General features: G+C 56.0%; 19 protein-coding genes. 5 read left to right on the top strand and 14 right to left on the bottom strand.

Translation table 11 applies throughout. From position 1 onward, the window contains the following. Positions 1-51: 51 nt before the first annotated feature. The 5 genes from AB8818_RS12740 to pepA form a co-directional block, all read right to left on the bottom strand. Positions 52-1,071 carry an NAD(P)-dependent alcohol dehydrogenase gene (locus AB8818_RS12740; protein ID WP_371199897.1) on the bottom strand — a complete coding sequence of 340 codons (1,020 nt, stop codon included), beginning with the start codon at positions 1,069-1,071 and terminating at the stop codon, positions 52-54. An 83-nt stretch (positions 1,072-1,154) separates the two neighbouring features. Continuing rightward, the gene (locus tag AB8818_RS12735) at positions 1,155-1,658 is read right to left on the bottom strand and encodes a GNAT family N-acetyltransferase (protein WP_116343523.1); all 504 of its coding nucleotides are present in this window, start codon (positions 1,656-1,658) and stop codon (positions 1,155-1,157) included. Positions 1,659-1,780: 122 nt separating this feature from the next. Then, positions 1,781-4,636, bottom strand: coding sequence for a valine--tRNA ligase (locus AB8818_RS12730; RefSeq protein ID WP_116343522.1), 2,856 nt, complete (start codon positions 4,634-4,636; stop codon positions 1,781-1,783). Continuing rightward, positions 4,636-5,079, bottom strand: a complete 444-nt coding sequence (gene holC / locus AB8818_RS12725; protein WP_003861884.1) for a DNA polymerase III subunit chi — start codon at positions 5,077-5,079, stop codon at positions 4,636-4,638. Before holC ends, AB8818_RS12730 begins: the two co-directional genes overlap by 1 nt. An 86-nt stretch (positions 5,080-5,165) precedes the next feature. After that, positions 5,166-6,677: a leucyl aminopeptidase gene (pepA, locus tag AB8818_RS12720; protein ID WP_116343520.1), complete on the bottom strand. Its 1,512-nt coding sequence runs from the start codon at positions 6,675-6,677 to the stop codon at positions 5,166-5,168. Between the two features lie 266 nt (positions 6,678-6,943). Here pepA and lptF point away from each other — a divergent pair, with 266 nt between their 5' ends. From lptF to mtgA, 5 genes are all read left to right on the top strand, one after another. Continuing rightward, the gene (gene lptF / locus AB8818_RS12715) at positions 6,944-8,044 is read left to right on the top strand and encodes an LPS export ABC transporter permease LptF (RefSeq protein WP_024906345.1); all 1,101 of its coding nucleotides are present in this window, start codon (positions 6,944-6,946) and stop codon (positions 8,042-8,044) included. After that, on the top strand, positions 8,044-9,126 hold the full coding sequence (gene lptG, locus AB8818_RS12710) for an LPS export ABC transporter permease LptG (RefSeq protein ID WP_116343519.1): 1,083 nt from the start codon (positions 8,044-8,046) through the stop codon (positions 9,124-9,126). The genes lptF and lptG overlap by 1 nt, the downstream gene beginning before the upstream one ends. 135 nt (positions 9,127-9,261) lie before the next feature. Then, positions 9,262-11,595, top strand: a complete 2,334-nt coding sequence (gene arcB, locus AB8818_RS12705) for an aerobic respiration two-component sensor histidine kinase ArcB (RefSeq protein ID WP_192983856.1) — start codon at positions 9,262-9,264, stop codon at positions 11,593-11,595. A 232-nt stretch (positions 11,596-11,827) separates the two neighbouring features. Then, positions 11,828-12,481: an isoprenoid biosynthesis glyoxalase ElbB gene (gene elbB, locus AB8818_RS12700; RefSeq protein WP_116343517.1), complete on the top strand. Its 654-nt coding sequence runs from the start codon at positions 11,828-11,830 to the stop codon at positions 12,479-12,481. After that, positions 12,478-13,203, top strand: a complete 726-nt coding sequence (mtgA, locus tag AB8818_RS12695) for a monofunctional biosynthetic peptidoglycan transglycosylase (RefSeq protein WP_192983859.1) — start codon at positions 12,478-12,480, stop codon at positions 13,201-13,203. Before elbB ends, mtgA begins: the two co-directional genes overlap by 4 nt. 38 nt (positions 13,204-13,241) lie before the next feature. Here the strand turns inward: mtgA and npr are convergent, their stop codons facing one another. The 9 genes from npr to kdsC all read right to left on the bottom strand — a co-directional run bounded on the left by npr (position 13,242) and on the right by kdsC (position 19,169). Beyond that, positions 13,242-13,514 (bottom strand): PTS phosphocarrier protein NPr, encoded by a 273-nt coding sequence (npr, locus tag AB8818_RS12690; RefSeq protein ID WP_003861872.1) that lies wholly within the window; start codon positions 13,512-13,514, stop codon positions 13,242-13,244. Beyond that, complete coding sequence (gene rapZ / locus AB8818_RS12685; RefSeq protein WP_014885397.1) at positions 13,511-14,365, bottom strand: RNase adapter RapZ; 855 nt, start codon at positions 14,363-14,365, stop codon at positions 13,511-13,513. Before rapZ ends, npr begins: the two co-directional genes overlap by 4 nt. 45 nt (positions 14,366-14,410) lie before the next feature. Next, entirely contained in the window at positions 14,411-14,902 is a 492-nt protein-coding gene (ptsN, locus tag AB8818_RS12680; protein ID WP_116343515.1) for a PTS IIA-like nitrogen regulatory protein PtsN, read from the bottom strand. A gap of 82 nt (positions 14,903-14,984) precedes the next feature. After that, positions 14,985-15,272 carry a ribosome hibernation promoting factor gene (gene hpf, locus AB8818_RS12675; RefSeq protein WP_014171818.1) on the bottom strand — a complete coding sequence of 96 codons (288 nt, stop codon included), beginning with the start codon at positions 15,270-15,272 and terminating at the stop codon, positions 14,985-14,987. 22 nt (positions 15,273-15,294) lie between these two features. Beyond that, positions 15,295-16,728, bottom strand: a complete 1,434-nt coding sequence (gene rpoN, locus AB8818_RS12670) for an RNA polymerase factor sigma-54 (RefSeq protein WP_028014571.1) — start codon at positions 16,726-16,728, stop codon at positions 15,295-15,297. Positions 16,729-16,775: 47 nt separating this feature from the next. Then, positions 16,776-17,501: an LPS export ABC transporter ATP-binding protein gene (gene lptB / locus AB8818_RS12665; protein WP_028014570.1), complete on the bottom strand. Its 726-nt coding sequence runs from the start codon at positions 17,499-17,501 to the stop codon at positions 16,776-16,778. A gap of 6 nt (positions 17,502-17,507) precedes the next feature. Next, positions 17,508-18,062, bottom strand: a complete 555-nt coding sequence (gene lptA, locus AB8818_RS12660; RefSeq protein WP_028014569.1) for a lipopolysaccharide ABC transporter substrate-binding protein LptA — start codon at positions 18,060-18,062, stop codon at positions 17,508-17,510. After that, complete coding sequence (gene lptC, locus AB8818_RS12655) at positions 18,031-18,606, bottom strand: LPS export ABC transporter periplasmic protein LptC (RefSeq protein ID WP_028014568.1); 576 nt, start codon at positions 18,604-18,606, stop codon at positions 18,031-18,033. Before lptC ends, lptA begins: the two co-directional genes overlap by 32 nt. Next, the gene (kdsC, locus tag AB8818_RS12650) at positions 18,603-19,169 is read right to left on the bottom strand and encodes a 3-deoxy-manno-octulosonate-8-phosphatase KdsC (protein WP_116343514.1); all 567 of its coding nucleotides are present in this window, start codon (positions 19,167-19,169) and stop codon (positions 18,603-18,605) included. The genes lptC and kdsC overlap by 4 nt, the downstream gene beginning before the upstream one ends. Position 19,170: the final 1 nt, after the last annotated feature.

The raw sequence follows: 19,170 nt of genomic DNA, 5'->3' as shown, positions 1-19,170 counted from the left end.
GAGAGGGTTGGGGTGAGGGCATCAGGCCGCAGATTCCCTGGCAATGTCACATCAGAAATCCGCTTTCAACACCACGCGGTAGCGGGCTTTGCCGTCACGCACGTGCTGGATCGCTTCGTTGATTTTCGACATGGGATACAGTTCGGTGGTCGGGGCCACTTTGGTGCGTCCGGCAAACTTCATCAGCTTGCGCAGCTCGTACGGTGTACCGGTCGCGGAGCCTGACACGCTGCGATCCCCGCCGATCAGGGTAAAGGCCGGAACCGGCAGCGGCTTCATCACAGCACCTACGGTGTGGAAGTTACCGCCGTAGGCCAGTGCTTCAAAGTACGGCTGCCAGTCGAGATCGACGTTCACGGTGTTGATGATCAGGTCAAACTGACCCGCCAGCGCGTTCAGCGCGTCCGGATCGCGGCTGTTTACCACTTTATCCGCGCCCATCGCCAGCACCTCTTTCTCTTTTGCCGGGTTCGAGCTGAACGCCGTGACTTCACAGCCCATCGCATGCAGCAGCTTGATGGCGATATGGCCCAGACCGCCGATTCCAATCACGCCCACGCGGCTGGTGGCGGTGATATGGTGCATCAGCAGGGGCTTAAAGACGGTGATGCCGCCACACAGCAGCGGACCGGCGGATTCGATATCAATGCTGACCGGCAGCGGGATGACCCATTGCCAGTCGGCGCGCAGCTTGTCGGCGAAGCCGCCTTTATTCAGGATGGTGGGTACCGCGCCCTCAAGGCAGTTGATCTGGTTGCCACTGATACAGGCATCGCAGTGACCACAGCTGCGTGCTGTCCAGCCAATGCCTACGCGCTGGCCCACTTTCAGCCCTTTGTCCTGCGCGGCGCTACCGAGCGCCACGACGCGGCCAATGACTTCGTGCCCGGCAACCAGCGGATAGCTGGAAAAGCCCCATTCGTTGTCGATCATCGAGAGATCCGAGTGGCAGACCCCGCAGTAATCAACCTGTACTTCGACGTCTTCTGCTTTTAGTTCGCCCGCATCGTACTCGTACAGCTCAAGTTCTGCACCCGCCTGCGGTGCGGCGTAGCTTTTTATCTTCGACATCGTGTTTCCCCCGTTGTGGTGTGAACTGAGAGTGTAGAGCATTCAGTTTACAGCCGCTTAACAGAAGAGGGCAGGAACGAAAATTACAGACTTTTCAGCATCCTGACTTCGCAGTCAACATGGCCGGTACAGCCCAGCGGCGCATCGATATGCTCAAAGCCGAGGTGTTCATACAGGCCGATAGCCTCTTTGAGGAAGGCGGTGGTTTCGAGGTAACAGCGTTTAAACCCATGAGCGCGCGCGTGTTCCAGAGCGACCAGCGCCAGCTTTTTCGCCAGACCCTGTCCGCGAACCGACGGCAGGAAATACATTTTCTGCAGCTCGCAGATATCTGGCTCGCTGCAGCTCAGTGGCGCAACGCCACCGCCGCCCACAACCTGGCCGTCCTGCTCAATCACCCAGTAGGCGTGACCCGGCTGGCTGTACAGCTTAAACAGTTCATCAAGATTCGGGTCCGCAACGGTATAACCTTTATCCGCTGTCAGCCCATACTCTGCAGAAACGGTGCGGATAACGGCGGCGATAGCCGGATTGTCCTGCTCAGTGATCCGACGCATCGTCGCCGCGACGGGGGTAATCACGCTCATAGCATTACTCATTACAAAAGTTGACACACAGTTGCTGTTAATAGCACCGCAGAAAAGGGAGTGCAAGCGAGGAGTTTTCAGGAAGGGTACCCCTTACGCCCTGAAGCGTAAGGGGTAAAGCATTACAGGGCTGCAATAACCGCCTGCTGCTCGATCAGCTTGGTCTTCGCATCGGCGAAGGCAACCAGACGCTCACGCTCTTTGGCGATGACCGCTTCCGGCGCGCGGGCGACAAAGCCTTCGTTCGCCAGCTTGCTTTCGATTTTGCCAATTTCCACGTCGACTTTCGCCACTTCTTTCGCCAGACGCGCCAGCTCGGCGTCTTTGTCGATCAGACCTGCCATCGGGATCAGCAGCTCGGCGCCGTCGATGATTTTGGTCACGGAAACCGGACCTTTGTCATCCGCAGGCAGCACGGTGATGCTTTCCAGACGCGCCATGGTTTTCAGGAAGGTGTTGTTCTCGGTGACGCGACGAACGGCAGCCTCGCTGCAGCCGCGCAGCAGCAGCTCAAGCGGTTTGCCCGGGGCAATGTTCATTTCAGCACGGATGTTACGTACCGCAACGATCGCCTGTTTCAGCCACTCGGTATCCGCAGACGCCGCTTCATCAACTTTAGCCACATCGAATGCCGGGAACGGCTGCAGCATGATGGTATCGGCGTTGATGCCCGCAATGACCTTCACGCGCTGCCAGATGGTTTCGGTGATGAATGGAATGACCGGATGCGCCAGGCGCAGCAGACCTTCCAGAACGGTAATCAGCGTGTTGCGCGTGCCGCGCAGCTCCGCTTCAGTGCCGCCGTTCATTACCGGCTTCGCCAGCTCAAGATACCAGTCGCAGAACTGGTTCCAGGTGAATTCGTACAGGATGCCCGCCGCGATATCGAAGCGGTAGCTGTCCAGCGCCTCGCGGAACGCTTTCACCGTCTGGTTGAATTCCGCCAGGATCCAACGGTCCGCCAGAGACAGGGTCATTTCGCCGCCGTTGAAGCCGCAGTCCTGATCTTCGGTGTTCATCAGCACGAAGCGGCTGGCGTTCCACAGCTTGTTACAGAAGTTACGGTAACCTTCCAGACGCTTCATGTCCCAGTTGATGTCGCGGCCGGTCGAGGCCAGCGCCGCCAGGGTGAAGCGCAGGGCGTCTGTACCGTGAGCCTCAATTCCGTTCGGGAACTGCTTCTCGGTGCGCTTGCGGATTTTCTCCGCCAGCTGCGGCTGCATCATATTGCCGGTGCGTTTTTCCAGCAGCTCTTCCAGAGAAATACCGTCAACCATATCCAGTGGGTCAATGACGTTACCCTTGGATTTGGACATCTTCTGGCCTTCGTCGTCGCGGATCAGACCGGTCATGTAGACGGTATGGAACGGAACCTGCGGCTTGCCGTCTTCGTCTTTGATGAAGTGCATGGTCATCATGATCATGCGGGCAATCCAGAAGAAGATAATGTCGAAGCCGGAGACCATTACGCTGGTCGGGTGGAACTGACGCAGCGCGTCGGTGTTCTCAGGCCAGCCAAGGGTGGAGAAGGTCCACAGTGCGGAGGAAAACCAGGTGTCCAGCACGTCTTCGTCCTGACGCAGGGCAACGTCCGCGCTCAGGTTGTTTTCCTGACGCACTTCGTCTTCGCTACGGCCAACATAAACGTTGCCTTCGTTGTCGTACCATGCCGGGATACGGTGACCCCACCACAGCTGACGGGAGATACACCAGTCCTGAATGTCGCGCATCCAGGAGAAGTACATGTTTTCGTACTGCTTCGGCACGAACTGGATGCTGCCGTTCTCAACCGCTTCAACAGCCGGTTTCGCCAGCACGTCGGCACGCACGTACCACTGGTCGGTCAGCATAGGCTCGATAACCACGCCGCCACGGTCGCCGTACGGCACGGTCAGATCGTGAGGTTTGATCTCTTCCAGCAGGCCCAGTGCGTCGACGGCAGCCACAATCGCTTTACGCGCGGCAAAGCGCTCCAGCTTCTGGAACTCAGCCGGGATCTCGCTGGAGTAGACGTCGGATTCGTTGCCTTTGGTGTCATATACTTCTGCGCTTTCGCGGATATCGCCGTCAAAGGTCAGAATGTTGATCATCGGCAGGGCGTGACGACGACCGACTTCATAGTCGTTAAAGTCGTGCGCAGGGGTGATTTTTACGCAGCCGGTGCCTTTTTCCATGTCGGCGTGTTCGTCGCCCACAATTGGAATACGGCGGTTTACCAGCGGCAGCACCACGAATTTACCGATCAGGTCTTTATAACGCGGATCTTCCGGGTTAACGGCCACGCCGGTATCGCCCAGCAGGGTTTCCGGACGAGTGGTGGCAACCACCAGGTAATCTTTACCGTCTGCGGTTTTTGCGCCGTCGGCCAGCGGGTAGCGGATGTGCCACATGGAGCCTTTGGACTCGCGGTTTTCCACTTCCAGGTCAGAGATGGCGGTGCGCAGTTTCGGATCCCAGTTGACCAGGCGTTTGCCGCGGTAAATCAGGTCTTCTTTATACAGACGGACGAAAACTTCTTTCACGGCGTTGGACAGGCCTTCGTCCATGGTGAAGCGCTCGCGCTCCCAGTCCACGGAGTTGCCGAGACGGCGCATCTGACGGGTAATGGTGCCGCCGGATTCCGCCTTCCACTGCCAGATTTTGTCGATGAACGCATCGCGACCGTAGTCGTGACGGGTTTTACCTTCTTCAGCGGCAATTTTACGCTCAACCACCATCTGGGTCGCGATACCCGCGTGGTCAGTTCCCGCCTGCCACAGGGTGTTTTTGCCCTGCATGCGCTGGTAGCGGATCATGGTGTCCATGATGGTCTGCTGGAAAGCATGCCCCATATGCAAACTGCCGGTGACGTTCGGCGGCGGGATCATGATGCAGAAGGACTCTTTGCTTTCGTCGCCGTTAGGCTTGAAATAGCCCTGCTGTTCCCAGTGCTCGTAAAGCGGCTGTTCGATATCGCGTGGGTTATATGTCTTTTCCATTATTTCCAGGTTGCCGTATTCAGGTTAAAACCAGCCAGGCGGTACGCTTTATAGCGTTCGCGCGCCAGTTGTTTCAAGGATTCTTCGTAAGGGACAAAGTCTACCACTTCTGTGAAAGCAGTGGCAAAATCTGCAAAGTCTGTCCGCAGGCTAATGAGAATATCGCGCGCGCTGCTGTTGCGCTTTTGCGGCCAGGCTATTTCGACCGGGGCCCCGCCTCGCGGACCTTCGCCCGACAGGTTGTGCGGCACAAAGCTCTCCGGCGGGCGCGCCCACAGCGCTTCATCCAGGCGAATCGCCTGCTGTTCATCTTCACAGGCAATCAGAACGCGTTTACCTGCGCGCCAACGTTCTGCGGCAATTTCACACACCAGCTGTTCAACGGCGCTGAGGCCATCCTGATGGGTGTCGTTGTCCAGAAGGTAGAACGTTGCATTCTTCATATATGGGGCTTCTTGTGCTCACTTTAAATGCTTAAGCCGGGTGGCGGCTTCGCCTTACCCGGCCTACGGTTTACTGCCGTTTTGGCTTACTCGTCGCCGTTAAAACCCGCACGGTTCAGCAGGAACTGCGACAGCAGCGCCACCGGACGACCGGTTGCGCCTTTGGCTTTACCGGAGCGCCATGCGGTGCCGGCGATGTCCAGGTGCGCCCAGTTGTACTTGCGGGTGAAGCGCGCCAGGAAGCAGCCCGCGGTGATAGCCCCGCCAGGACGACCGCCAATGTTCGCCATATCCGCAAAGTTAGACTCCAGCTGTTCCTGATACTCGTCACCCAGCGGCAGGCGCCATGCGCGGTCGCCAGCCTGCTCAGACGCGCCGATAAGCTCGTGCGCCAGCGGGTTGTGGTTCGACATCAGGCCGGTGATGTGGTGGCCCAGGGCAATCACGCAGGCACCGGTCAGTGTTGCCACGTCAATCACCGCTTCAGGCTCGAAGCGCTCAACGTAGGTCAGTACGTCGCACAGCACCAGACGGCCTTCGGCGTCGGTGTTCAGCACCTCAACGGTCTGCCCGGACATGGTGGTCAGGACGTCACCCGGACGGTACGCGCGACCGCCAGGCATGTTTTCGCAGCCTGCCAGCACGCCAGTGACGTTAATCGGTAGCTGAAGTTCCGCGACCATGCGCATCACGCCGTAAACTGCCGCCGCGCCGCACATGTCGTACTTCATCTCGTCCATGCCTTCGGCAGGCTTGATGGAGATACCGCCGGAGTCGAAGGTCAGGCCTTTACCAACCAGAACGATAGGGCGCGCATCTTCGGACGGGTTACCTTTGTATTCGATGACAGACATCAGGGATTCGTTCTGCGAGCCGTTACCTACCGCCAGATACGAGTGCATGCCCAGCTCTTTCATCTGCTGTTCGCCGATAACGCGGGTGATGACGTTTTTGCTGTAGGAATCAGCCAGCTGGCGCGCCTGAGAGGCGAGGTAGGCGGCGTTACAGATGTTTGGCGGCATGTTGCCGAGATCTTTTGCCGCTTTAATGCCGGCGGCAATCGCCAGGCCATGCTGGATGGCGCGCTCTCCGCTGGTCAGTTCGCGACGGGTTGGCACGTTAAAGACCATTTTGCGCAGCGGACGACGCGGCTCGCTTTTGTTGGTCTTAAGCTGATCGAAGCTGTACAGGCTCTCTTTTGCGGTTTCGACTGCCTGACGTACTTTCCAGTAGGTGTTACGGCCTTTGACGTGCAGCTCGGTCAGGAAGCAGACGGCTTCCATTGAACCGGTATCATTCAGCGTATTAATGGTTTTCTGAATGACCTGTTTATACTGGCGCTCATCCAGCTCGCGCTCTTTGCCGCAGCCAATCAGCAGAATACGCTCTGACAGGACGTTCGGAACATGGTGCAGTAACAGCGTCTGCCCAGGTTTGCCTTCCAGTTCGCCACGGCGCAGCAGGGCGCTGATATAGCCGTCACTGATTTTATCGAGTTGCTCGGCGATCGGGGAGAGTCGGCGCGGTTCAAAGACGCCCACAACGATGCAGGCACTCCGCTGTTTCTCCGGGCTACCGCTTTTTACACTGAACTCCATGCACTACGCTCCTGAATCTTAAAGACAACGGCGGCTGCTACAGATAGAATTGAAACCTTTCGTAACTCATGTCCGCTGTTGTGGTGACTTCGTGTTAATCTTACGTTACTACGGTTTCGACACGTCAGAAAAAGTCCTGAAGCGTGAATCCGCTGGATGTTTTAATCTTAGCGATGATTTCGACGACTCAAGAGAATAAATGACGTTTAAGCCATGAAACAAGCGAAATTCCTGCAAAGAGACGGGTTTTTACGGGCGTATTTAAAGTGATAATCATAAGATATCTGGTGCGGGAGACGCTCAAAAGCCAACTGGCGATCCTCTTCATCCTGCTGCTGATTTTTTTCTGTCAGAAGCTGGTTAAGATCCTCGGTGCGGCCGTTGACGGCGAAATTCCAACGAATCTGGTGCTTTCCCTGCTTGGTCTGGGGATCCCGGAAATGGCGCAGCTTATTCTGCCGCTGAGCCTATTCCTCGGCCTGCTCATGACGCTCGGTAAGCTGTATACCGAGAGTGAAATCACGGTGATGCATGCCTGCGGCCTGAGTAAAGCCGTACTGGTGAAAGCGGCGATGATACTGGCGCTGTTCACGGGCATTGTTGCGGCGGTGAATGTAATGTGGGCGGGTCCTATGTCTTCCCGTCATCAGGACGAAGTGCTGGCCGAGGCGAAAGCAAACCCCGGCATGGCGGCGCTCGCGCAGGGTCAGTTCCAGCAGGCAACTGACGGAAACTCCGTGCTGTTTATTGAGAGCGTTGACGGCAGTAAATTCAACGATGTATTCCTGGCGCAGCTGCGTCCCAAAGGTAACGCGCGTCCGTCAGTGGTGGTTGCCGACTCGGGCCAGCTCGCTCAGCGCAAAGACGGTTCTCAGATAGTCACGCTGAACAAAGGCACCCGTTTCGAAGGCACCGCGATGCTGCGCGACTTCCGTATTACGGATTTCCAGAACTATCAGGCTATTATCGGCCATCAGGCGGTAGCGCTCGATCCAACGGATACCGAGCAAATGGATATGCGTACGCTGTGGAACACCGATACCGACAGAGCGCGTGCTGAATTCCACTGGCGTATTACGCTCGTATTCACCGTGTTTATGATGGCATTGATTGTCGTTCCGCTGAGCGTGGTGAACCCGCGCCAGGGCCGTGTGCTCTCTATGCTGCCAGCGATGCTGCTTTACCTGATCTATTTCCTGCTGCAAACCTCGATTCGCTCTAACGGCGCGAAGGGTAAGTTGGATCCGATGGTCTGGACGTGGTTCGTTAACAGCCTGTACATCTTACTGGCGCTGGGATTAAACCTGTGGGATACGGTGCCTGTGCGCCGCATACGTGCCCGATTCTCGCGTAAAGGAGCCATCTAATGCAGGCGTTTGGCGTTCTTGATCGCTATATCGGTAAAACCATTTTTACCACCATCATGATGACGTTGTTCATGCTGGTGTCGCTTTCCGGCATTATCAAATTTGTCGATCAGCTGAAAAAAGCCGGGCAGGGTAGCTATGACGCGATGGGGGCGGGGATGTACACCCTGCTCAGCGTGCCAAAAGATGTGCAGATCTTCTTCCCGATGGCGGCCCTGCTGGGCGCACTGCTGGGGCTGGGAATGCTGGCGCAGCGCAGTGAGCTGGTCGTTATGCAGGCCTCGGGCTTTACCCGCATGCAGGTTGCGCTGTCGGTAATGAAAACCGCAATCCCGCTGGTGCTGTTGACCATGGCGATTGGCGAGTGGGTGGCACCGCAGGGTGAGCAGATGGCGCGTAACTATCGTGCGCAGGCAATGTACGGCGGTTCACTGCTCTCGACTCAGCAAGGGTTATGGGCGAAAGACGGTAAAAACTTCGTCTACATCGAACGGGTAAAGGGTAATGATGAACTGGGCGGGGTGAGCATCTATGCTTTCAATGACCAGCGCCGTCTGGAGTCTGTCCGACACGCCTCTTCGGCCAAGTTTGACGCGGAACATAAACAGTGGCGTTTGTCGCAGGTTGATGAATCTGACCTGACCGATCCAAAGCAGATCACCGGTTCGCAGACGGTGTCCGGCACCTGGAAGACCAACCTCACGCCGGATAAGCTCGGGGTTGTGGCGCTGGATCCTGACGCGCTCTCTATCAGCGGCTTGCACAACTATGTGAAGTACCTGAAGTCGAGCGGGCAGGATGCCGGGCGCTATCAGCTCAACATGTGGAGCAAAATCTTCCAGCCGATGTCCGTGGCGGTGATGATGCTGATGGCGCTGTCGTTTATCTTTGGCCCGCTGCGTAGCGTGCCGATGGGCGTGCGCGTCGTGACCGGTATCAGCTTCGGCTTTGTGTTCTACGTTCTTGATCAGATCTTCGGTCCGCTGACGCTGGTTTATGGCATCCCACCGATTATTGGTGCGCTGCTGCCGAGCGCCAGTTTCCTCCTGATCAGCCTCTGGCTGCTGCTGAAACGCTCCTGATTGACCTCTCCTCGCCTCCGCTGAACCGGAGGCGAGGCTAATCTCCTGTTTCACCCCGCACTTTTTCTCACAACCCTCAACGTCCCGCCTCGAATTTGAGTATTATTGAGCGATAAAGTCGTGAAGGGATCCTCTATGAAGCAAATTCGAATGCTTGCCCAGTACTACGTCGACCTGATGATGAAGCTTGGGCTGGTGCGTTTCTCCATGCTGCTGGCGCTGGCGCTGGTCGTTCTGGCCATTGTCGTGCAAATGGCCGTCACCATGGTTCTGCATGGCCAGGTCGAGAGTATCGACGTCATCCGCTCTATCTTCTTTGGCTTGCTCATTACCCCCTGGGCGGTCTATTTCCTTTCCGTGGTGGTCGAACAGCTGGAGGAGTCCCGTCAGCGCTTATCAAAACTGGTCGATAAGCTTGAGGAGATGCGCGAGCGTGACCTGAAGCTCAACGTTCAGCTTAAAGACAACATCGCGCAGCTGAATCAGGAAATTTCAGATCGTGAGAAGGCGGAGGCCGAGCGTCAGGCCACGCTGGAACAGCTGAAAATCGAAATGAAAGAGCGCGAGGTGACGCAGATCCAGCTTGAGCAACAATCCTCCTTCCTGCGTTCGTTCCTGGACGCGTCGCCGGACCTGGTGTTCTACCGTAACGAAGATAAAGAGTTTTCCGGCTGTAACCGGGCGATGGAGCTCCTGACCGGGAAAAGCGAGAAGCAGCTTATTCACCTGAAGCCGCAGGACGTTTACTCCGAAGAGGCGGCCGCCAAGGTCATGGAGACGGACGAAAAAGTGTTCCGCCATAACGTCTCACTGACCTACGAACAGTGGCTGGATTACCCGGACGGGCGCAAAGCCTGTTTTGAGATCCGCAAGGTACCGTACTATGACCGCGTCGGGAAGCGCCACGGCCTGATGGGCTTCGGCCGTGATATTACCGAGCGTAAGCGCTATCAGGACGCGCTGGAGCGCGCCAGCCGAGACAAGACCACCTTTATCTCCACCATCAGCCACGAGCTGCGTACGCCGCTCAACGGCATTGTGGGGCTGAGCCGCATTCTGCTCGACACCGACCTGACCGCAGAGCAGGAAAAATACCTCAAGACTATCCATGTCTCGGCGGTCACGCTGGGTAATATTTTCAACGATATTATTGATATGGATAAAATGGAGCGCCGTAAGGTTCAGCTTGATAACCAGCCGGTTGATTTCACCAGCTTCCTTGCCGATCTGGAAAACTTGTCTGGTCTGCAGGCGCAGCAGAAGGGGCTGAATTTTGTCATGGAGCCCACCCTGCCGCTGCCGCATAAGGTCGTTACCGACGGCACGCGGCTGCGTCAGATCCTGTGGAACCTCATCAGCAACGCGGTGAAATTTACCCAGAAGGGGCAGGTGGCGGTGCGTATCCGCTATGACGAAGGTGACATGCTGCACTTCGAGGTGGAGGATTCCGGGATTGGCATTCCGCAGGAGGAGCAGGACAAAATTTTCGCGATGTACTACCAGGTGAAGGACAGCAACGGCGGAAAACCGGCCACCGGCACCGGGATTGGCCTGGCTGTGTCTAAACGGCTGGCGAAGAGCATGGGCGGTGACATCACCGTTGCCAGCCAGGCAGGCAAAGGGTCAACCTTCACGCTGACGGTGCATGCGCCGGCGGTTGCGGAAGAGGTAGAGGATACCTTTGAAAACGACGATATGCCGCTACCTGCGCTGCACGTCCTGCTGGTGGAGGATATTGAGCTTAACGTGATTGTAGCGCGCTCGGTGCTGGAAAAACTGGGCAACAGCGTGGATGTCGCGATGACCGGTAAGGCCGCGCTGGAGATGTTTACACCGGGCGAATATGACCTCGTTCTGCTGGATATCCAGTTGCCGGATATGACCGGGCTGGATATCTCGCGTGAGCTGACGCGTCAGTACGCGGCTGACGAACTGCCGCCGCTGGTGGCGCTGACGGCGAACGTACTGAAAGATAAAAAAGAGTATCTCGACGCCGGTATGGACGATGTACTCAGCAAGCCTCTGGCGGTGCCTGCTCTGACCGCCATGATCAAGAAGTTCTGGGATACCCACGATGAAGAGGAGAGCACCATGACGCCTGTTGATAGCGCTAAAGCCCAAACGATACTCGATACCGCGATGCTGGAGCAGTACATCGATCTGGTGGGCCCGAAACTGATTACCGACGGTCTGGCGGTGTTTGAAAAAATGATGCCGGGCTATCTGAGCGTGCTGGAGTCAAACCTGACTGCGCGTGACCAGAAGGGCATTGTCGATGAAGGGCATAAAATCAAAGGCGCGGCCGGCTCGGTCGGATTACGCCACCTGCAGCAGCTGGGCCAACAGATTCAGTCGCCTGATTTACCTGCATGGGAAGATAACGTGGGTGATTGGGTTGAAGAGATGAAACAAGAGTGGCAGAACGACGTTGCGGTGCTTAAAGCCTGGGTGGACGCCAGAAAAAAATGACCCCGGCTAGACCGGGGTGCGCGAATACTGCGCCAACACCAGGGAAATCGTGGCTGCGCCTGTTTTTTAAAGTAATTTTCGAATGGGCGCCGCCGGAAAAATTTAGGCCGCACGCAGATAAGATAGCAAATCTTAAATGGTTTGTTACATGAATCAGTGAAATGTGTGAAGCATAGCGTTTTAATCAAAATTATTAATGCGCTTCAGCGAGTTGCAAAGAAGGATCGTCAAGATGAAAAAAATTGGTGTCGTCCTCAGCGGATGCGGTGTTTTTGATGGTTCAGAAATACATGAAGCCGTAATCACGCTGCTGGCCCTGGCTAAACAGGGAGCCGAGGTTATTTGTTTCGCGCCAGATAAAAATCAGGCAGATGTGATTAACCATCTGACCGGTGAGCCGATGGCTGAAACGCGCAACGTGCTGATTGAAGCCGCGCGTATTGCCCGGGGAGAGATTCATCCGCTGGCGCAGGCAGAGGCCGCTGAGCTGGATGCACTCATTGTTCCGGGCGGCTTCGGCGCCGCGAAAAACCTCAGCACCTTTGCCGCCGAAGGCGCCGCGTGCAGGGTGGACCCTGATTTAAAAGCGCTGACGCTGGCGATGCATGAGGCGGGCAAGCCGCTGGGCTTTATCTGTATCGCACCGGCCATGCTGCCAAACATTTTCGATTTCCCGCTACGGCTGACGATCGGAACAGATATTGATACCGCAGAGATCGTCGAGGAAATGGGAGGCGAACACGTTCCGTGCCCGGTCGATGACATTGTGGTGGATGAAGACAACAAGGTTGTCACCACGCCCGCGTATATGCTGGCGCAGAATATTGCGGAAGCTGCCGTGGGCATTGAAAAGCTGGTAGCCCGGGTGCTGGTGCTGACAGAATGAGGCGTCAGTTTTCCGCAGGCGCATGGGGGAAACGCCTTCTTCTACGCACCTTTCTCGTGCTGGCGGTGTTCTGGGGAGGCGGGCTGGCCGTGTTCAGCATTTTGCCGGTACCGTTTTCAGCGGTCATGGTTGAGCGCCAGCTTAGCGCGTGGTTCTCCGGTGATTTCGGCTATGTTGCCCATTCTGACTGGGTGAGCATGGAGGACATCTCTCCGTTCATGGGGCTGGCGGTTATCGCGGCGGAAGATCAGAAATTCCCGGAGCACTGGGGGTTCGATGTGGCCGCGATTGAAAAGGCGCTGGCCCACAATGAACGTCATGAAAACCGCGTGCGCGGTGCATCAACGCTGTCGCAGCAGACGGCAAAAAACCTGTTCCTGTGGGATGGCCGAAGCTGGGTGCGAAAAGGGCTGGAAGCGGGGCTCACCCTGGGAATGGAAACGGTCTGGAGCAAAAAGCGTATTCTGACCGTTTATCTAAATATCGCCGAGTTTGGCGAGGGGGTATTTGGTGTCGAAGCTGCATCACAACGCTATTTTAATAAACCAGCCAGCAGGCTGAGCATGTCGGAGGCAGCGCTGCTCGCGGCTGTACTGCCTAATCCTATCCGCTTTAAGGCCAGCGCCCCGTCAGGGTACGTGCGAAGCCGTCAGGCGTGGATCATGCGCCAGATGAATCAGCTGGGCGGAGAGGGGTTTATGCAGCGTAATAATCTTATGTAGGGCGGGTAAGCGCAGCGCCACCCGCCGAGGGGGGAACGTTAGTCTTCGTCGAACCCGGCGTTAAACAGCGCAATTACCGCCGCCAGGGCTTCCTCTTCCTGAGGCCCGGTGGCTTCTACCTCAATCTGACGCCCTTTGGCGGAGTCCAGCATCAGCAGCGCAATCACGCTGTTGGCTTCCGCTTCGGTGCCTTCGTCATTACGCAGCAGCACTTCTGCATCGAAACCCTGCATCAGCTCAAACAGCTTCATCGCCGGGCGCGCATGCATGCCCAGCTTATTGGTGATCTCAACGGTTTGTTTTACGGTCATGTTTTACGTTTTTCCAGCGTGCGATGACGGGACTGAACGTTCTTACCGCGCGAGCGGAAATAGTCGGCCAGCTGTTCGGCGATGTAGACCGAACGATGTTTACCGCCGGTACAGCCAATCGCCACTGTCAGGTAGCTACGATTGTTTGTCTCCAGCATAGGTAACCATAGCTCAAGGTAGCTTCGCGTCTGGTAGATAAAATTGTGAACTTCTGTGTGCCGGTCGAGGAACGCCGCGACGGGTTTATCCAGGCCGGTCATTGGACGCAGTTTGGGATCCCAGTGCGGGTTCGGCAGGAAGCGCACGTCGAAAACATAGTCCGCATCAATCGGAATACCGTGCTTAAAGCCGAAGGATTCGAACACCATCGTCAGTTCACGCTCGCGTTTGCCCAGCAGGCGGGTACGCAGCATTTCCGCCAGCTCGTGAACGGACATCTCTGAGGTGTCGACTATCAGATCGGCTCGGGAGCGCAGCGGCTCCAGCAGATCGCTCTCTTCATCGATTGCGCTCTCCAGCGAGAGATTCTTGCTGGATAGCGGGTGCAAACGACGGGTATCACTGTAGCGGCGGATCAGGGTATTGCGGTCGGCATCAAGGAACAGCAGCTGAGGCGAGAACGCGTCAGGCAGGTTACTCATTGCCTGTTCGAAGATCTCCGGGGATTCGGGCATGTTACGCACGTCGATACTGACGGCGGCGGAGGTTTGTCTCTCCGCTAGCGTGCGTGCCAGATCGGGCAATAACACGACCGGCAGGTTATCGACGCAGTAAAAACCCATGTCTTCCAGCGCACGCAGGGCAACGGATTTTCCCGACCCTGAACGACCGCTGACAATCATCAGCACCATGTTCCGTTTCTCCTCAGGACAACAGATGTGAAGGCCATCACCTGGTTATGCGTCATCCTGATTGCCTTCTGCTTCAGTGATAATTTGATAAAGCTCTTCATCACTTTGGGCCGAGCGCAGTCGACGGCAGATGGTTTTATCCGCCAGACGTTTAGCAACCAGCGAAAGCGTATGCAGATGGGTCTTGGTCTGGTCGGCAGGCACCAGCAGCGCGAAGAGGAGATCGACGGGCTGGTTATCAATGGCGTCAAAAGCGATTGGCGTTTCCAGCTGCACAAACACACCGACGGCACGCAGGGTGTCCTCTTCCAGCTTGCCGTGCGGGATCGCGATACCGTTGCCGATACCGGTACTGCCCATCTTTTCACGGGTCAGAATCGCTTCGAACACCACCTGCGGCGGCAGGCCCAGCTGTTTTGCAGCCAATTCACTGATGATCTCCAGCGCACGTTTTTTGCTCTGGCAGTGAACGGCACTGCGGGTACATTCCTGGTTAAGGACATTGCTCAGTTGAAGAGCGGAATCGTTGTTTATCATAATTTCACCTAAGCGCTAACTGTACAAATGGCCTGTTGTGTTTCACAACAGGCCGTCCTGCACCCGTTAACTGCCCGGACAATTAGTGTTGTTTCAGTTTATCTTTATGTTTATTGAGCTGTCGCGCAAGCTTGTCAATCAAGCCGTCGATAGCCGCGTACATGTCCTGCCCTTCCGCACTGGCATGGAGCTCACCCCCGTTTACATGCAGGGTCGCATCCGAGATATGAGTCACTTTCTCCACTTTTAACACAACGTAGACCTGGTTGATCCTTTCGAAATACTGTTCAAGTTTCGCGAACTTAGCGTTCACGAAGTCACGTAAGGCCTCAGTAATCTCGACGTTGTGTCCTGTGATATTGAGCTGCATAGTGTCTTCCTTATCGGTTGTGTCAGACCAGCTGTTTACGCTGGTTAGACGGCGGAATGGATAAAGACTCTCGATACTTCGCAACAGTACGACGTGCCACCATAATACCCTGATCGGACAGCATGGTGGTCAACTTACTGTCACTTAGTGGCTTCGCGGGGTTCTCCGCGGCGATCAACTTCTTCACCAGTGCGCGAATCGCCGTTGATGACGCTTCGCCGCCGCCCTCGGTGTTCACATGGCTGGAGAAGAAATACTTAAGCTCAAAAATACCGCGCGGACTGTGCAGATACTTCTGCGTGGTGACGCGGGAAATGGTGGATTCATGCATCTCGACGGCCTGGGCGATATCCGCCAGTACCATCGGTTTCATATACTCTTCGCCCTGCTCAAAGAATGCCTGCTGCTGTTCGACGATGCAGCGGCTCACGCGCAGCAGGGTATCATTCCGGCTCTCCAGGCTCTTGATCAACCATCGCGCTTCCTGAAGATTGCTGCGAATATATTGATTGTCGGAGTCGTTGCGCGCGCTGGTGCACATAGAGGCGTACTGCTGGTTGATTTGCAGGCGAGGGATGCTGTCAGAGTTCAGTTCAACGACCCAGCGGTCATTGTGTTTTCTGACCAGCACGTCCGGGATAACGTACTCGGGTTCGCTGGTCTGGATCGACTGACCGGGACGCGGATCGAGAGACTGGATCAGATTTACCGCCTCTTTCAGCACCTCTTCCTTCAGGCGCGTCACGCGCATCAGGGTGCGGAAATCGTGGTTAGCCAGAAGATCCAGATGATCGCTGATGATTAAGCGCGCTTCGTCGAGCCACGGCGTCTCTTTGCTGAACTGAGAAAGCTGGATCAGCAGGCAGTCGCGCAGGTCTTTCGCGGCCACCCCGACCGGATCGAAGCGCTGAATGCGTTTCAGTACCGCTTCAATCTCCTCAATCTCAATCTCTTCATCGCCCATGCTTTCCAGAATGTCGTCCAGCGTGACGGTCAAATAACCGGTGTCATCAACGGCGTCGACAATCGACGTGGCAATGGCGCGGTCGGTATCGGAGAAGGGGGTAAGCTCTACCTGCCACATCAGGTAATCCTGCAGCGACTGGGTGGTTTCGCCCTGGTAGACCGGTAGCTCGTCGTCCTGGTAGTCTGCACGCGTGCCGGAAGGGGTCCCGGCGGTATAGATTTCATCCCAGCTGGCATCCAGCGGAAGCTCGTCCGGCATCTCTTTTTGTTCGAGGGCATCCGCGGTGTCGAGCGCTTCTGTATCCTGTGACTGCTGGGTATCTACCTCGTCATGAAGATCGGCTTGCTCCAGCAGGGGATTGCTGTCCAGCGCCTGCTGGAGCTCCTGCTGAAGTTCTAACGTGGACAGCTGCAACAGGCGAATTGCCTGCTGTAGCTGCGGCGTCATCGCCAGCTGTTGGCTGAGCCTTAATTGCAAACCTTGCTTCATGTTCAGAGCATTTTTCTCCGGTTCGGCGTTACGTTACCTCTACCCTATCAGAGTCTGAAGTCTTCCCCAAGATAGACGCGCTTAACATGATCGTCTTCGAGGATCTGCTGCGGCGTACCGTGGGCGATCAGATTGCCCTGGCTCACGATATACGCGCGTTCACATACCGCCAGCGTTTCACGAACGTTGTGGTCGGTGATCAGCACGCCAAGCCCGCTGTCACGCAGATGCTCGATAATGCGTTTAATGTCGATAACGGAGATTGGGTCAACGCCCGCAAACGGTTCATCCAGAAGGATAAACTTCGGATTGGCGGCCAGCGCGCGCGCAATCTCAACACGACGGCGTTCCCCCCCGGACAATGCCTGGCCCAGGCTGTCGCGCAGGTGCTCGATGTGAAACTCTTCCATCAGCTCGTTGGCGCGATCCTGACGCTGTTCGTTGGTCAGGTCGTCGCGAATTTGCAGGACCGCCATCAGGTTATCAAAGACGCTCAGACGACGGAAAATAGAGGCTTCCTGCGGCAGATAGCCGATGCCACGGCGCGCGCGCGCGTGCAGCGGCAGCAGGCTGATGTCTTCATCGTCAATAATAATGTTGCCGGCATCGCGCGGCACAATACCAACCACCATGTAGAAGGTGGTGGTTTTACCCGCACCGTTCGGGCCAAGCAGGCCCACAATTTCGCCGGAGTTGACGGTCAGACTGACATCTTCTACGACACGGCGGCCTTTGTAAGCCTTCGCGAGATTTTTTGCAGTTAATGTTGCCATAGCGAATTAGTTACTCTTCTTCTGTGCCGGGGCCTGGCCCTTGCCTTTGTCCTGCAGCTGCGACGGAACCAGCACGGTGGTCACGCGTTTGCCTTTCTCGCTGGAGGCCTGCATTTTTTGCTCTTTCACCAGATAGGTAATCTGGTCACCGGTAATATTGCTGTCCAGCTGTTCCAGATAGGCGTTTCCGGTCAGGATGACCAGATCCTTCGCCAGCTCATAGTGCATATGCGAGGCGTGGCCCTTCACCGGCTTGCCGTTGTCCTGCATCTGGTAGAAGGTGGCCGGGTTGCCGTAGCCATCAATAATCTCTTTGCCCTGCTCGCCGCCCGGACGGGTAACGACCACCTTATCGGCATTAATTTTGATGGTGCCCTGCGTCATGACGACGTTACCCGTGAAGGTAACGACGTTACCCTGCATATCGAGAGACTGGGTGTCGGACTCGATATGGATCGGCTGGTCGGTATCGCCCGTTACAGCAAGCGCGGGGAGACTGGCCGCCAGCATCGCGCTGGCGATAATTACTTTAAGGCTGAGTTTGTTTGTTTTGAATTTCATAGGAGGTTCTAACCTTTTCAATCAGCTCGGCGTTCTTGCTGCGTAAGTTCCCGCGCATTCTTAAACCGCTGGAATTAAATGTTGTGCCATACAGTGTGACCAGATCCTGCGACGTCACGTCCTGGGTTACCAGGTTGATCTGGGCATTATCCGTCGTAATTTTTCGCAGTTGCGAGTCAGCGGTCAGGGCGTTGACTTCAACGTGGCCATACAGATAAAGCATACGATCATTTGTCAGTTTGGCCCGATCTGACTTAATTGACCACGTCGGCACTTTGTCTTTATCGAATGTGGTCATGACAGGTTGGGTAAACCACGAAACGCCGTCATCGGAAAAGTATTCAACATGCTGGGCAATCAGGCGATAGTTCAGCGCACCTTCCGGGCTATAGACCACGGTGTCGCTGTGATCGCTTTTATAGGTTGGATCGTTATTGTTGACCACTTCCGTTTGCGTATCGTCGCGATCGGCAAGGTTCACGCCAATCAATACCAGTGCGACAAGCGAAAGCAGAATGATAACCCAACGTCTGGTTTTACTCATATCGATTGCCCTTTGGCTTCATCAAGCTTGCCCTGCGCCAGCAGAAGCAGATCGCAGACTTCACGGACGGCACCCCGGCCACCGTTGATGCAGGTAACGTAGTCAGCGCGCGGGATCAGTAGCGGGTGAGCATCAGCAACCGCGATGCTGAGACCGACTTTAGCCATCACCGGCCAGTCAATCAGATCGTCCCCGACGTAAGCCACGTTCTCCGGTGCGATAGCCAGTTTACCCAGTAAATCGTTGAACGCTGCCATCTTATCGGATTGACCCTGGTAAAGATGGGTAATCCCTAAGGTTTCACAGCGGTCTTCTACCAGTTTAGCTTTTCGTCCGGTGATGATAGCAACCTCGATACCCGAAGTGAGCGCACAGCGGATACCGTAGCCGTCGCGAACGTTAAACGCTTTCAGCTCTTCACCATTATTGCCCATGTAAATCAGGCCATCGGAAAGTACGCCATCCACATCCAGAATGAGCAGACGAATGTTTTCCGCCTTTGCCATCATCTGGGTACTGACCGGACCATAACAGGTTGCAAGGGATGCACCCGCATTACTCATT

The organism is Enterobacter sp. KB-280D8 (genome assembly GCF_041399405.1).
Taxonomy (GTDB): Bacteria; Pseudomonadota; Gammaproteobacteria; order Enterobacterales; family Enterobacteriaceae; genus Enterobacter; species Enterobacter cloacae_N.
The sequence above is the reverse complement of the archived record's forward strand: the minus strand, read 5'-3'. Positions and strand labels throughout refer to the sequence as shown.